Source organism: Blautia sp. BCRC 81119, from assembly GCF_003184505.1.
Taxonomy (GTDB): Bacteria; Bacillota; Clostridia; order Lachnospirales; family Lachnospiraceae; genus Blautia_A; species Blautia_A fusiformis.
Genome location: NZ_QJHD01000049.1, coordinates 1 through 14,684 on the forward strand (window position 1 = coordinate 1; position 14,684 = coordinate 14,684).

General features: G+C 44.0%; 11 protein-coding genes, 1 tRNA gene and 1 pseudogene. 11 read left to right on the top strand and 2 right to left on the bottom strand.

From position 1 onward, the window contains the following. Positions 1–502: 502 nt before the first annotated feature. Positions 503–775, top strand: a complete 273-nt coding sequence (locus DMI82_RS19110; RefSeq protein ID WP_021650832.1) for a hypothetical protein — start codon at positions 503–505, stop codon at positions 773–775. Between the two features lie 175 nt (positions 776–950). After that, positions 951–1,118 carry a tyrosine-type recombinase/integrase gene (locus tag DMI82_RS19115; RefSeq protein WP_021650830.1) on the top strand — a complete coding sequence of 56 codons (168 nt, stop codon included), beginning with the start codon at positions 951–953 and terminating at the stop codon, positions 1,116–1,118. A 278-nt stretch (positions 1,119–1,396) separates the two neighbouring features. Here the strand turns inward: DMI82_RS19115 and DMI82_RS19120 are convergent, their stop codons facing one another. Further along, on the bottom strand, positions 1,397–2,320 hold the full coding sequence (locus tag DMI82_RS19120) for a LysR family transcriptional regulator (RefSeq protein WP_015527133.1): 924 nt from the start codon (positions 2,318–2,320) through the stop codon (positions 1,397–1,399). Positions 2,321–2,484: 164 nt separating this feature from the next. Between DMI82_RS19120 and DMI82_RS19125 the strand changes: the two genes are divergently transcribed. Together DMI82_RS19125 and DMI82_RS20750 are read left to right on the top strand one after the other, a co-directional pair. Further along, entirely contained in the window at positions 2,485–2,826 is a 342-nt protein-coding gene (locus DMI82_RS19125; protein WP_015527134.1) for a demethylmenaquinone methyltransferase, read from the top strand. After that, positions 2,757–3,035 (top strand): annotated as a pseudogene (locus DMI82_RS20750) (NAD(P)-dependent oxidoreductase); the annotation flags it as partial. The gene DMI82_RS19125 and the pseudogene DMI82_RS20750, both read left to right, overlap by 70 nt. Before the next feature lie 786 nt (positions 3,036–3,821). On the opposite strand, the gene DMI82_RS19135 reads toward DMI82_RS20750, so the two are convergent. Then, positions 3,822–3,903 (bottom strand) — tRNA-Tyr (locus tag DMI82_RS19135). A gap of 194 nt (positions 3,904–4,097) precedes the next feature. Here DMI82_RS19135 and fba point away from each other — a divergent pair. The 7 genes from fba (at position 4,098) to DMI82_RS19170 (ending at position 13,362) form a co-directional block, all read left to right on the top strand. Next, on the top strand, positions 4,098–4,961 hold the full coding sequence (fba, locus tag DMI82_RS19140) for a class II fructose-1,6-bisphosphate aldolase (protein ID WP_015527136.1): 864 nt from the start codon (positions 4,098–4,100) through the stop codon (positions 4,959–4,961). Between the two features lie 276 nt (positions 4,962–5,237). Next, entirely contained in the window at positions 5,238–6,566 is a 1,329-nt protein-coding gene (locus tag DMI82_RS19145) for an ABC transporter substrate-binding protein (protein WP_021650828.1), read from the top strand. Between the two features lie 118 nt (positions 6,567–6,684). Then, positions 6,685–7,533 (top strand): carbohydrate ABC transporter permease, encoded by an 849-nt coding sequence (locus DMI82_RS19150; protein ID WP_110104281.1) that lies wholly within the window; start codon positions 6,685–6,687, stop codon positions 7,531–7,533. Next, positions 7,533–8,369: a carbohydrate ABC transporter permease gene (locus DMI82_RS19155; protein WP_021650827.1), complete on the top strand. Its 837-nt coding sequence runs from the start codon at positions 7,533–7,535 to the stop codon at positions 8,367–8,369. Before DMI82_RS19150 ends, DMI82_RS19155 begins: the two co-directional genes overlap by 1 nt. 89 nt (positions 8,370–8,458) lie before the next feature. Continuing rightward, positions 8,459–9,997, top strand: coding sequence for a response regulator transcription factor (locus DMI82_RS19160; RefSeq protein ID WP_059085412.1), 1,539 nt, complete (start codon positions 8,459–8,461; stop codon positions 9,995–9,997). Next, complete coding sequence (locus DMI82_RS19165; RefSeq protein ID WP_227945536.1) at positions 9,966–11,675, top strand: sensor histidine kinase; 1,710 nt, start codon at positions 9,966–9,968, stop codon at positions 11,673–11,675. The genes DMI82_RS19160 and DMI82_RS19165 overlap by 32 nt, the downstream gene beginning before the upstream one ends. Next, the gene (locus DMI82_RS19170) at positions 11,665–13,362 is read left to right on the top strand and encodes an extracellular solute-binding protein (RefSeq protein ID WP_110104280.1); all 1,698 of its coding nucleotides are present in this window, start codon (positions 11,665–11,667) and stop codon (positions 13,360–13,362) included. Before DMI82_RS19165 ends, DMI82_RS19170 begins: the two co-directional genes overlap by 11 nt. Positions 13,363–14,684 lie beyond the last annotated feature (1,322 nt).

Genomic DNA, 14,684 nt, shown 5'->3' on the forward strand with positions numbered 1-14,684 from the left:
AAAACTGTACCGTAGGGCATACGGGAACAGTATAAATATAGCTTGTGGACACTGTGTAAGACATTGCAGTACCGTAAGGTGTTTGCCAATGCAGTAGTGGGAGAAGCAAGAATCCCCCTACTTTAGCTGTGGGGAGTGTCAAATCAGGGGAAAATCGAAACGGACAGATTGGCTGGTAAAAAATATTCTTGCAAAGAAAGGGTGGTTTTCTCCACCGTTTCAGACGGAGAAAGAGCTGAGAGATATCCTTCAAAAACTATATAAAGAAACGGATATCCATGTTGACGGTTCTATGGTATATTTCCGTTGTGTGAAGTAATGCAATGATGCTGGATTTATAATAAAGTTTCAGATAATAAGTCTGGAACTTTATTTTTGTCTAAATGGATTATTGTCGTCCGTTCAGGTCTGGATAATGCTCGATTCTCATGTTAAGATAATAGAAAAAAAGGTTAGATGAAACTAATACAAAGAAATACCACTATGTGAAAGGAGAAGAAATTTGAATGTAAATGAAATTGCAAGTCTTGGAAGTAATGTGAAGCCTGTGATTCAGAATGAGAATTGCGCTGTTCTTATGTTAAATGATGCGACAGGAGAGGGCGTTATGACGGTTTACCGAGTAATGCCAGGTGTGATGATTTGTTTTTCAGACATGTACATGGAACAGTGCGCATCTGAATTTTATCTGTATTCTTTTGTGGCTTACCTGTATGAACTGGAGAGTGGGGCTGATTGCAGTGACGGGTGCTGCTGTTTCTCTGATTCAGGATGAAATTGAAATCGAATGGAATTTTGACGATATTTTTTCAGAACAGAGATAACTTGAGCAGGACAAGAATGATTTATCAGAAGATAATAAAGGTGCTGGGACTACCTGATGGAAACGTCAGATAGTCTTCGGCAGAAAAAAATAAAATTTTTTTGTCCTATACTTGACACATCCACATATGCTGAGGCATACGTTTTGCACCAGATGTGCAGAAGCTGGCCTAGATATCAAAGTTTTACAAATGATTATGGGACATAGTGACATAAGCATTACAATGAACATATACAATCACGTAGATGTTGCAAGAGTACAGAATGAAATAAAAAAGCTTGAAAATATAATGTAATAATCAGAGCCATTCCCTTTATCGGGCGTGGCTCTTTTATGACAATTTTTGTGACAAATAAAAGAAAATAGACGCAATCAGACGAAATATTGTTTTTCATGGAAATGCTGAAAATCCTTGTAAACAAAGTGTTCTTGATATATGATGAAACAAGTCGAAGCCCGTTATTGCTTTATGTGGCGGAAAGCGGTGGATCAAAAATCCTGGTATAAATAATATAATAAGAAGAAACGGTAAAGCAGAAAATCTTCCTGACGGACTTGTGCTTACCGTTTTTTTTATTTCTGTCGTTCCCATACCTGGCCGATCGGGAAGGACGGAGTGGATTCTGCAAGAAAGTCTTCCAGTGCATTTTCGAAGAATTCCACGGCACGTTTGCTAGTGGACTTTGGATATTTATGCTTGATCTTATAGCAGACACGGTTTGGCGGTGTGTTTTTCAGTTCACTGATAAAAAGAGGCCGGTAATGGGAAAGCTCCAGGATCACAGACTGTGGTGCGACCATCCAGTTTCCCGGTTTTTTCCAGAGACGGTCCAAAAGTGTGATGGTATCTGCCGCAATGTGAGGCCTGGAAGCGGAGGAAAGCCAGCGGTCATGCCAGATCTGATAATTGTCATCCCAACTTAAAAACAGCTCCAGGGATGGATCCAGCTCATCGGTATGTATTGCCGGAGCCGGAATCACTGGCTGATCCGATTGTATCAGATAAAGTTTTTCTTCGAAGATTTTCTCTGTTATGATATTCTTGTAATGCAATTTGTGGTAGACAAATCCGATATCAATGCTGTGTTCTCCAAGAAGACCGTAGAGCTCTGAAGAGTGATGGGACTCGATGTTCAGGTCCAGCTTGGTCTGCTCATTTAAGATCCTGTCATACAGTGGTGCGAAAACAGCTACGTTCAGGCTGTCTGTACAGCCGATGGTAAGCAGCAGGGAATCCTGATTGCGCTGCAGCTCCATAGTTTCCTTCCAGAGAGACATCCAGCGTTCCGCAAGGATGATAAAATCCGTTCCCTTGGCAGTCAGTTCCACCTGCTTGTGGCCTTTCTGACGGATCACAAGGGGAAAACCCAGTTCGTTCTCCAGAGATGTGAGCCGGTGGCTGACAGTAGGCTGGGAAAGAAAAAGAAGATCCGCTGTACGGGTGATGCTCTTGGTATTTACAATGGTGAGAAAGGTTTCGATTTCAGCAAGATTCATATGAACAGCTCCTTTTCTTTGGTGTTGTCTATAGGATGGTTTAAGCTTTGATAATATAAAAATTATTTATATTATACAGAGAAATTATTCGTTATTCAATAGTAAGCTTGTATGATATGATAAATACAATTAAAAAAGAAAATCAAAAGAAGAGAGGTTTTTATATGGCATTAGGATGTAGGATCAGACGAAATTTTGAAAGACCGTCAAAAGAATTAGTAGAAGCCTTCCGTGGAATTCCAGTTGCAAATATTGATGATAACTGTGGAAAGATCGCTGCCGTAGATTCCAGTATTTTCCCGCTGAACCCGAAGGCAAGACTTCTGGGAACTGCATTTACAGTAAATGCACCGGCAGGAGATAACCTTCTGTTCCATAAAGCACTGGATATGGCTCAGCCGGGAGATGTTATCGTTCTTGCAAACAAAGGAAGCAGGATAGAGTTATCCTTATCAACAACAGCCGTGGTCAGCTTGTTGTTGAGCAGGATCTGGCAGATGCTCTGAATAGTGGGAAGGTTTATGCTGCTGGTCTTGATGTTGTTTCTACTGAGCCGATCAAGGGGGATAATCCGCTTCTCAAGGCTAAAAACTGCATCATCACTCCGCATATCTCCTGGGCTGCTCAGGCTTCCAGACAGAGGATCATGGATATTACGGTTGATAATATCAAGGCTTTTCTGGATGGTAATACGGTTAACAGAGTTAACAAATAGATTTTTTTCGGTGTTTCGATTTCCTATGTATGATGTGTGAGGAAAGGACGGCTGTCTCGCTTTTTGGGGGGTGGCCGTCTTTTTCTTTGTGTGGTGGATTGAATGAACCGTACGCCGGGGATGTGGCAGCGGTACGGGCAGGGCTCCGTCGGCGGATACTGCTAAGGCTCCGGAAATCGGCTAAAAACATTGAGACAGGGGCAGAACTCGCCTCTGGCTCAGACAGCAGCCCCTGTCTCAATAACGCCGATCCCCGCAGCCTAAGCAGTATCACACCTCCTCCGCAGCAGCCCATACCGCTGCCACATCCCCGGCTGAAAATTCAACCGCAGAGAGCAGACAATAGAAGCGAATGTACATTCTGCCCAGTGCCCAAAAAACACAATATATAAAAATAAATCGGCACAACGTTCCACGTCCAACACCGAAGAATACAGGAACCAGATCGGCACAGTGTTCCGCATCCAACACCGAAGCATACAGAAAACGGCCTCAAAACAATCCATAACCAATAAAGCAGCCGGCCGTATCCCCCAAAAAATAAATCGGCACAGCATCCCGCATCCAACACCGAAGCATACAGGAACCAGATCGGCACAGCGTCCCACATCCAATACCCAAGCATACAGACACAAGTCAACACCCTCCCCTCATCCACAACCAAGAACTCCTTAAAAAAAGCCCGAGGGGTGTGCAGAGGGGCCGCGGCTTTGCGGCCCCTTTGCGGTTTTCTTTTTGCACAAAAAAATAGCTCCTACATCGCAAAGATGTAAGAGCTAAATTCGCTGGATGGAGAAGGATTCGAACCTTCGAAGGCGGTGCCAACAGATTTACAGTCTGCCCCCTTTGGCCACTCGGGAATCCATCCGTGAACAACAAATGTATTATATATAACATTTGATAAAATTGCAAGCTTTTTCTCAAAAAAAATAATAATTCCCACAGAATCAGCATTTTTGGTAAAATACTGGACTTACCAAAGGAAATCTGCTATTATGAGTACGGTTGGATATAAAGGACACGGTTTTTCCGTATCCTAATACAGGTTAGGAGGATTTTATCATGTTAGTAAACGCAACAGAAATGCTGAAAAAAGCAAAAGCAGGCCATTATGCAGTTGGTCAGTTCAACATCAACAACCTTGAGTGGACAAAAGCTATCCTTCAGACAGCTCAGGAGCTCAACTCTCCTGTAATCCTTGGTGTTTCCGAGGGTGCCGGTAAATACATGACAGGTTATAAGACTGTTGTAGGTATGGTTAACGGTATGATGGAAGAGCTGAACATCACTGTTCCGGTTGCTCTTCATCTTGACCACGGCAGCTATGATGGATGCCTGAAATGTGTTGAGGCTGGTTTCTCTTCCATTATGTTCGACGGATCTCATTATCCGATTGATGAGAACGTAGCTAAGACTAAAGAGCTGGTTAAGATCGTTGCTGAGCACAACATGTCTCTTGAGGCAGAGGTTGGTTCCATCGGTGGCGAGGAAGATGGTGTTGTTGGTATGGGCGAGTGCGCTGATCCTGAGGAGTGCAAGAGAGTTGCAGATCTTGGAATCAACTTCCTTGCAGCTGGTATCGGTAACATTCACGGAAAATATCCGGCTAACTGGCAGGGCTTAAGCTTTGAGACTCTGGATGCTATTCAGAAACTGACAGGAGATATGCCGCTTGTTCTTCACGGTGGTACAGGTATCCCGGCAGACATGATCAAGAAAGCGATCAGCCTTGGCGTTTCCAAGATCAATGTAAATACAGAGTGCCAGCTTGCATTTGCTGAAGCTACACGTAAATACATTGAAGAGGGTAAGGATCAGCAGGGTAAAGGATATGACCCACGTAAGCTTCTTGCACCTGGAGCAGAAGCGATCAAAGCTACTGTTAAAGAGAAAATGGAGCTTTTCGGATCTGTCAATAAAGCATGATGAATCGAAAATAATATATGGAAGAAGCCGGAATGGGAGCAAGCCTGTTCCGGCTTCTTTTTTCATGGTAAAATATCAATATTTTTACTATATAAAAAAATCAACATGTTTCTTGATTTTTTTATATAGTGAAAATGACCTCTTCGATTTACAATAATATCAAGTTAATCGAGAAGCTGATTTGAAGCTTATCGGTCAGGAATATGCGAAATGGACGTTTTAAGCATATCCGCGAAACAAATTGAATATCATATAAGGTAAAGGAGAGGTACGATTATGAGAATGAAAAAAGCAACAGCATTTGGTCTTGCAGCTTTAATGGCAGCTACCATGATCCCGGCAGTTCCTGCTATGGCAAAAGGGGATGACAGTGAAGGCTCTGTTTATTATCTGAATTTTAAACCGGAGCAGGCAGATCAGTGGTCAGACCTGGCAAAGAAATACACCGATGAGACTGGTGTACCGGTTACCGTTGTTACAGCTGCTTCCGGAACTTATGAGTCTACTCTGAAATCAGAGATGGCCAAGGATGAGGTTCCGACACTGTTCCAGGTTAACGGACCGGTTGGACTTGCATCCTGGAAGGATTATTGCTATGACCTGAAAGACAGCGATGTTTACAAAAATGTGGAGAGTGACGATTTCGTACTGAAGGAGGACAGCGGTGCAGTTGACGGTATCGCCTATGTAATTGAAACATATGGAATTATTTACAACAAAGCGCTTCTTAAGAAATACTGTGAGATGGATGGCGCTGTGATCAAGTCTGCAGATGAGATCAACAATTTTGAGACATTAAAGAAGGTTGCAGATGATATCCAGGCTAAGAAAGATGACCTTGGAGTTGACGGTGCATTTACTTCCGCAGGCTTTGATTCTTCCAGTGACTGGCGCTTCAAGACACACCTTGCAAACCTTCCAATCTATTATGAGTACAAAGAAGACGGAATCACATCCACAGATGCGATCAAAGGGACCTATCTTGACAACTTCAAGAACCTGTTTGACCTTTATATCACAGATTCTACCTGTGAGCCAAGCCTTCTTTCCAGCAAGACTATCGATGATGCAAATGCTGAATTTGGTCTTGGAGAGGCTGTGTTCTATCAGAATGGAACCTGGGCTTATGATAACATCAAAGATAACGAAGTAGCAGACGAGGATATGGGAATGCTTCCAATCTATATTGGTGTAGATGGTGAAGAGGACCAGGGACTTTGCACAGGCAGTGAGAACTACTGGTGCGTAAACAAAAAAGCAGATGAGAAGGATATCCAGGCAACTCTTGATTTCCTCAGCTGGGTTATCACAAGTGATGAAGGAAGAGAATCTATAAGCCAGGAAATGGGATTTACAACACCATTCAAGACCTTTGATGAGAATTATGAGTCTGCAAATCCGCTTGTAAAAGCAGCCGACGAATATGTAAAAGCTGGTAAAACTCCGGTTTCATGGAACTTTACAACCATGCCTTCTGAAGAGTGGAAAAACCAGGTCGGCAGTGCAATGCTTGAGTATGCACAGGGTACCGGCGAGTGGGATGCTGTGAAAACTGCATTTGTTGACGGATGGGCAAAAGAGTACAAAGCAGCAAATGAAGGCTGATAAGGTATAACTGAAACGTGATCACGAAGGGGTGGGCGGTTTCCGCCTGCCTCTTTTAATGAAGAGAGGATGTGTAAAGTAGGGAAGGATGCATCCTCAGGAGAAAGGAAGAGAAAACATGCAGAATAAGATGATGAAAAAGTATTTTCCGGTTTTTGTCCTGCCTACCCTGCTGGCATTTACCATTGGATTTATCGTTCCCTTTATCATGGGCGTATATCTTTCCTTCTGTAAATTTACCACAGTAACGGATGCAAAATTCGTGGGATTACAGAACTATGTGAAGATTTTTACTGAGGATGGAACCTTTGGACATGCATTATGGTACACCACCGCATTTACGGTTGTATCAGTAGTTCTGATCAATGTGATCGGTTTTGCAGTTGCGTTGCTTCTGACCAAGAAGATCAAAGGAACCAATATATTCCGTACCGTATTTTTTATGCCAAACCTGATCGGTGGAATCATCCTTGGTTATGTATGGCAGCTTCTGTTAAACGGTCTGCTTCTTCAGATCAATAAAACACTTACATATTCTTCTGTTTACGGATTCTGGGGTCTTGTGATCCTGATGTGCTGGCAGCAGATCGGATATATGATGATCATTTACATTGCAGGTATCCAGAATATCCCGGGTGAACTGATCGAGGCTGCACAGATCGATGGTGCGAACAAAGGACAGCTTCTGAAGCATGTGATCATTCCTATGGTCATGCCGTCCATCACCATCTGTACTTTCCTGACACTTACCAACTCCTTCAAGCTTTTTGACCAGAACCTTGCTCTTACAAATGGTGAGCCTTCCAATATGTCAGAAATGCTTGCACTGAATATTTACAATACCTTCTATGGACGTACCGGATGGGAAGGTGTAGGACAGGCGAAGGCCGTGATCTTCTTTATCCTGGTTGGAGCAATTGCCATGATCCAGAATCGTCTCACAAGAAGTAAGGAGGTACAGCAGTAATGAATAAAAAAGTAAAATTCAGCGGTCTGTGGACTGCGATCCTGAGTGTGGTATCTGTTGCTTATATTTTCCCGATCCTTCTGGTTTTGATCAATTCTTTTAAGAAAAAAGCATACATCAGCCGTTATCCCTTTGCAATCCCAACGGATAAAATGTTCGTAGGTCTGGAAAACTATGTAAATGGTCTCACAAAAACCGGATTTTTCCAGGCATTTGGATGGACATTATTTATCACAGTATTTTCTGTTGCGGTAATTCTGCTCTGTACCTCCATGTGTGCCTGGTACATCAACCGTGTTACCAACACGCTGACAAAAACCATGTACATGCTGTGCCTGTTTTCCATGGTCGTACCATTCCAGATGGTAATGTTTACTCTTTCCAAGATCGCAAACATCCTGAAACTGAATACTCCGTGGGGACTGATCATCATTTATCTTGGATATGGAGCAGGACTTGCGGTATTTATGTTCAGCGGTTTTGTAAAATCCATTCCGATCGAGATCGAAGAAGCTGCCATGATCGATGGCTGTACCCCGATCCAGACATTTTTTAAAGTGGTTCTTCCGGTTATGAAACCGACCTGTGTAACTGTAGCGATCCTGGAAACCATGTGGATCTGGAATGATTATCTTCTTCCATATCTGGTACTTGATATCAAGAAATATAAAACCATTTCCATTGCCATCCAGTATCTGAAGGGCGGTTACGGAACCATTGATATGGGAGCGATGATGGGCGTTCTTGTTCTTTCCATCATTCCGATCATTGCCTTCTATCTTGCATGCCAGAAATATATCATTGAAGGTGTGGTTGCAGGAGCTGTTAAGGGCTGACAAATTAGTTGAATAATGTTAAAATGAAAGAAAAACGGCCTGCTCTGCGTGCTTTTACGTGGATCAGGCCATATTTGGCGAGGTGAGGAATGTACAGAGTTTTGGTGGTAGATGATGAAAAACTGGAACGTGACGGAATCCGCTTTCTTCTGTCTATGGAGGAGGGAGAGTGGGAGATTTATGAGGCGGCTAATGGCAAGCTGGCATTAAATGAGCTGAGAAAGCATCCGGTGGATCTGATGCTGACAGATATCAAAATGCCTCATATGGATGGTCTGGAGCTTTCAAAAAAAGCAAGAGAGGAATATCCGGATCTGGAAATTATCATTTTCAGCGGTTATGGAGATTTTGCTTTTGCTCAGGAGGCGATCCGCTATGGTGTGACGGATTATGTACTGAAACCGGTGGATCCGGACCGCTTTCATGACACCATACAGAAGATCCAGAAGGAGATCGCATCCCGGAAAAATAAAGAGCAGCAGTCCATAAAAGAAAAGAGCTTTCTTCAGCAGTATTTTCTGCTGGGCTACATTTATTCCGGAGATCAGGAGCGTCTGAAGGAAGCGGAAGGAATTGTGGATTTTTCTGTCTGGGAGCAGTGGCACTGTGCAATTCTTATTGAATCGGATGAAGCTTTTTTTGATTCTGCCAGTGATGAGGTTCCCCTTGAGATCCGGGAAGAGCTTCGCCGTTCTTTCTTCTATTTGAATCTTAATGGCCGTCAGTCTTTGCTTCTTTTTAAGGATGTGTACTGTGATTATGTCCTTGTGGCAAAAAATGTCTATAATCTTCTGAAGCGCCTTCATCCTGTTCGCTTTCATCTGGCTGTAAGCCGGCGTTTTGACGGATATCAGGAATTGCCGGAAATCATGGAACAGCTGGAGCAGCAGATGGAAGAAAAATTTTATCATCCGGATATCCATGTCTACACCAGCGAGGAGGACGAGGAAAAAAATACCGGAGAAGAGGAGCAGGATTCCAGGCTTATGGAAAAAATCTCAGAAGATATTTCCAGAAAGGATGTGAAGCAGCTGTGGAGCCATTTCCGCAGCCTGGCATCCAAATATCAGTCCAATACCCAGTTTTCGGCCATGTATGTGAAATTTGTTTTTTCCAATGTGATAAGGGAGCTGTTTCAGGAGAATCGTTTTGCCGGAGAGCACAGGCTGGATCTGGAGGTGGATCATCTGTATGGCTGTTCTACCATTCAGGAGATCATTGAGGTTACAGAAAAAAATATCCGCCAGTACGAGGAGTTCCTGGACCGTTCCATGAGCGAATCCAGAGATGAGGTGGCAGCAGTCAAAAATTATATTTACAATCACTATGCGGAAGATCTGAATCTGGAAACACTGGCAGAAAAAGTATATCTTTCTTCCGGCTATCTCAGCTTTATTTTCAAGAAGGAGACGGGGATGAACCTGAATCGTTTTATCCGTGTGTTCCGCATGGAAAAGGCCAAGGAGCTTCTACGAACTACCAACATGAAAGTAGCCATGGTCAGCGAGCAGGTAGGATTTGCCAATTCTTCGTATTTCTGCCGGAGCTTCCGGGAATATTACGGAAGCAGCCCGGAGTCCTATCGGAAAGGAAACAATGAGGATGAAGAGTCTTCTGAAGAAGTATAATAATATGAAATACCGGTACAAGCTGACAAATCTTCTTGTGGTGGTATCCCTGGTGCCGATGACTGTGTTGGCACTGTATAGTCACAGTCGTATGAGTAGTCTTGTACGGAAAAATGAGATGGAGGATATGTACTCCATTTTGGAGCAGACCAGAGAAAACATTGACGGGCAGATCGAAATTTATGCCAGCCTTTTGAATTATCTTACCTATTCTCCTGAAATCCAGGAGGTGATCTTCAACAAAGATATGGATCGTTATACTGCATATGAACAGTATACGGAAGTTGTGGATCCGCTATTGACGGTGCCGAAATCCTACCACGAAGCAATTCTGGGGATACATCTTTTTGCAGAAAGCATTCCCGTGCGCCATGAATATACCTTGGCTCCGCTTTCAGAGGTTGATGGGGAATGGTGGAGTGACAAATTAAATAATACCGTGACGGTTCAGTGGATCGTGGACCGGGATAATCGTCAGATTGCGGCAGTCAGGGAAATATATGATGGTAAGATCAGGGAGGCTGTGCTCTGTATTTTGTTGGATTACGGAAAAGTATTCCAGCCTCTGGCTAATATTATTGAACGGAATTCCGGAGGCTTTGTGGTGGATGATCAGCAAAATATCGTCTATCATGGAGAAAATCTGGCGGCCAGTGATATTTCAGCACAGAAAGAAACTGCAAAAAAGCTGGATCGTCTGAGGGAAGAATATACCTATGTCAGCAGCAGCGGACATGAAACAAGATGGACCTATTATTTTTACAAACCTCCGGCTGTGATCGAGAGCTCGGTTTCAAAAGTATTGATCAGTGAGATCCCACTGATCGGCTTCTGCGTTGTGATCATCATTGTGCTTGGAATGACGTTTTCTAAGCTGTTTACCAGAAAGATTGAGCAGCTTACCAGAAATATGGAACAGGTGAACCAGGGAAGCCGTGAAGTTACGGTTTACAGTGATTCCGGAGATGAGGTAGGACAGCTGGTGAGAAGCTTTCACCATATGATGGATGAAATTAATCGACTGATCGAAGAAGTGTATGAAAATAAGATCGCTCTGAAGGAATTTGAACTGAAAGCGTTGACTGCCCAGATCAATCCCCATTTTCTTTATAATTCTCTTTCTATTATAAACTGGATGGCGATTAAGAGCCGTCAGAAGGAGATCAGCCGTGTGACACTGGCATTATCTACATTTTACCGGACAGCGCTCAGTAAGGGAGCAGATATGGTGACTGTGGAAACCTGTATTCGGAATATCGAAGCTTATCTGGAAATCCAGCTGATCATGCATGACAATGATTTTAAGGTGGAGTGGAATATCGATCCGTCTGTGCAGCAGGAGTTGGTTCCGAAGCTTGCCCTGCAGCCCATCGTTGAGAATGCTCTGGAGCATGGCCTGGATGTGAAGGAGGAAGGGGAAAAGCTTCTGAAACTTTATTTCTTTGAAGAGAATGGAGATGTAGTGATCCGGGTTGAAGATAACGGAATAGGGATGGAGCAGGAGCAGGCAGAAAAGCTGCTCACATATCAGGCAAAAGGCTATGGTCTTAAAAATGTCAATGACCGTATGTGCATTTTATATGGAGAGAAATATGCCATCCGGATCCTGAGCAAGGTAGGTGAGGGGACAAGCGTTGATATGAGGATCCCGAAAGAGGTAAAAAAAGATGAGACTTAGTCTGGGAAAAACAGTGGTATTTCTGAGTACGATACTGAGCCTGGCACTTTTGACGGGGTGTTCTTTAGGAACTGCAGAAATGGAAAAAACAGATATAGATGTTCTGTCCGAAAAGAGCAGTAAGAGCTGGGAACAGGCAGAAACCACGCCTCTGGGGAAATATCCGGAGCTTGTAACTTATACTCTGGGACAGATGAAAGGGGCTAATAATTCTAATCTTCCGGACGGGCAGACTTATGAGGACAATGCATATACCCGGTATCTGAAAAAAACACTGAATATTCAGAATAAGAATGTTTTTATGGAGAGTGAGGAGCGGTATGACGAAGCCCTGAACATCCTGGTCAAAGATCGGAATCTTCCGGATATTTTTCTGGTGTCGGACAGGGAAACTCTGGAAGAACTGGTTGAAAATGATCTTATCGAGGATCTGACGGAAGTATATAAAAGCTGCGCTTCCGATAAAATAAAGGAAATGTATGAGAGCTATGGAGAGGAACTTTTGGCATCCGGGACTTTTGACGGAAAACTGTATGCACTTCCGGAGACTGCCATTGATGATGGGCCGCAGCTTTTATGGCTGAGACGTGACTGGATGGAGCAGCTGGGACTGAAAGAACCGAAGACTCTGGAAGAGGCTTTTTCAGTGATCCGTGCGTTTCAGGAAAACCGGATGGGTGCAGAGGATGGTGAAGATCCTGTGGGACTTGTCTGTGATCCGGGACTTGTGGGCACGGTCAGCACCAGCTATTCGGTGGACTCTGTGTTTGAAAAGTTCGGGGCATATCCGCAGCAGTGGATTGAAAATGCAGATGGAGAAATTGTCTATGGATCGCTGACGGAGGAGACAAAGGAGGCTCTGGGGTATCTCAGAGAGCTTTACAGGCAGGGAATACTGGATTCGGATTTTGCTTTACGTGCACAGAATAATATCCGTGATCTTGTGGTGAATGGAAAATGCGGAGCGTTTTTCGGGCTCTGGTGGACTCCGAATAATCCTCTTATGGATGAGTATCGGAAGAATAAAGAGGCAGACTGGGAACCGTATTATCTGACTGCGGATGTAAAGCGGACTGTGGAGGTATACTCTACGTTTCGAGATAATAAATATGTAGTTGTGCGTAAAGGGTATGAGCATCCGGAGATTGTAATGAAGATTTTGAGTGTGTTGTTTGACCATTCCAGATATGAGGCAGAGGATGCGGATGAGATGAACACTTATTTTGCCTTGAATGTGGATCCTACGGCGCGTCCGCTAATGATCAATGTGGATTATAATGAGGCTACTTATATAGTGACAAAGCATATCCGTGAGGTTCTTTACAGTCCGGGCGATGAGAAGACCAGGGAGGATCTCAGTGCCATTGAGGCGTCTTATTTTGATGCGTGTAAGGAGTATCTTGAGGCGGAGGTGCCTTCGGTAGAGGCCTGGGCGGCGTATAAGTCCAGGATCTCGGCGGTGGGGCTTCTGGTGGATGCGAATTACCGTGCTCCGGAGAAGAAGTATCTGGGGGATGGTGACGGGGAGATTCCTCAGACTTTGCGTTTGCTGGAGAAGAACGCATTTATCCAGATCATTATGGGGAGGATGCCTGTGAGTTCTTTTGACTCTTTTGTGGAAGATTGGTATCGTAAGGGTGGAGACAGTCTTACGGAGCGGGTTCGGGAAGGGCTTGTGGACTCGTGAGGCGGATGTATAGAGGGACGCTAGAGGAAGGTGGCATTGGTCCGGGGTGGATGTTGTTGGGATTTTGTGAGGCGGATGTATAGAGGGACGCCAGGGGAAGAAGGCATCGCTCCGGGAGTGGATGCAGTCGTGGATGTTTTTGAGATTTTGAGAGGTGGATGTGGTTGAGGGACGCCAGAGAAAGGTGGCATCGCTCCGGGAGTGGATGCAGTCGGGGATGTTTTTGAGGTTTTGAGAGGTGGATGTGGTTGAGGGACGCCAGAGGAAGGTGGCATCGCTCCAGGCAGGGACTCCGTCGGGGGATACTACTAGGGCTCCGTGAGGCGGCTAAAAGCATTGCGGTAGGGCCAGAACTCGCCTGCGGCTCAGACAGCAGACCCTGCCGCAATAACGCCGTCTCCCGCAGCCCAAGTAGTAATCACCCCTCCTCCGCAGCAGCCCGGCCCGATGCCACCTTCCTCTGGCTGACGCTTCCAGCCGACAGGAAAAACATGCGGGGGATGGAAGCGGACTGGGCGTCCTGTCCTGAAATGTCAGACTGGTACAGAATATTCCTATAAGTATCGAAGAATACAGAAACGGGATCGGCACAGCGTATCACCATAAATATCGAAGAATACAGGAACTAGATCGGCACAACGTTCCATTTTGAGTACCGCAGCATACAGACAAAAGTCAACAACGCAGCACACACAACAACGAAGAATTACTTCCGTGCCCAAGAGGGTGGGGGTGCAGGGGGAGGGCCTTCGGGCTACGGAACTCTGAGATGGCCTTCCCCCTGCATATTCCCGCATTGAAAATGCGACCGGCGTAGCGCCATACAGCGAAGAGTCTTATTAAAAAACAACACATATAAAATAATAAACAGGAAGATAATAGCATAATAGATGAATGATAGCAGAAAAGAAATTGTCCTATAAAAATAAACTTCCAGGAAAATCTAAAAAAATTGAAATTTATGGTTGACAAGCATAACTCCCAGTGGTATTATAACTGAGCTGTCACAAATAATTGTTTTCAAAAAACAAACAATTAAAAAGAAATTCAGAAAAATGAAATTCACAGTTGACAAAAGACAGAAGATATGATAAAGTATCCAAGTCGTCAACGAAACGACAACAAAATCTTAACTCAAAAATGTTTGAAAAAAACTTAAAAAAGTGCTTGACAAACAAAAAGAGATGAGATAAAATAAACAAACTGTCTGAGAGACAGACACAACAAACCTTGATAACTAAACAGTGAAACACATACGATTCTCGAAAATTTCTTTACATTTAAAGAACGGTTTAAACAAACCAAAAGCAGTAAAAACGAGA

What these genes read in the sequence shown, in the direction of transcription:
- DMI82_RS19155 (WP_021650827.1), top strand. Translation starts at nt 7,533, where the DNA reads ATGAATAAAAAAGTAAAATTCAGCGGTCTGTGGACTGCGATCCTGAGT.
- DMI82_RS19150 (WP_110104281.1), top strand. Translation starts at nt 6,685, where the DNA reads ATGCAGAATAAGATGATGAAAAAGTATTTTCCGGTTTTTGTCCTGCCT.
- DMI82_RS19170 (WP_110104280.1), top strand. Translation starts at nt 11,665, where the DNA reads ATGAGACTTAGTCTGGGAAAAACAGTGGTATTTCTGAGTACGATACTG.
- DMI82_RS19145 (WP_021650828.1), top strand. Translation starts at nt 5,238, where the DNA reads ATGAGAATGAAAAAAGCAACAGCATTTGGTCTTGCAGCTTTAATGGCA.
- DMI82_RS19160 (WP_059085412.1), top strand. Translation starts at nt 8,459, where the DNA reads ATGTACAGAGTTTTGGTGGTAGATGATGAAAAACTGGAACGTGACGGA.
- DMI82_RS19120 (WP_015527133.1), bottom strand. Translation starts at nt 2,320, where the DNA reads ATGAATCTTGCTGAAATCGAAACCTTTCTCACCATTGTAAATACCAAG.
- DMI82_RS19125 (WP_015527134.1), top strand. Translation starts at nt 2,485, where the DNA reads ATGGCATTAGGATGTAGGATCAGACGAAATTTTGAAAGACCGTCAAAA.
- DMI82_RS19115 (WP_021650830.1), top strand. Translation starts at nt 951, where the DNA reads ATGCTGAGGCATACGTTTTGCACCAGATGTGCAGAAGCTGGCCTAGAT.
- fba (WP_015527136.1), top strand. Translation starts at nt 4,098, where the DNA reads ATGTTAGTAAACGCAACAGAAATGCTGAAAAAAGCAAAAGCAGGCCAT.
- DMI82_RS19165 (WP_227945536.1), top strand. Translation starts at nt 9,966, where the DNA reads ATGAGGATGAAGAGTCTTCTGAAGAAGTATAATAATATGAAATACCGG.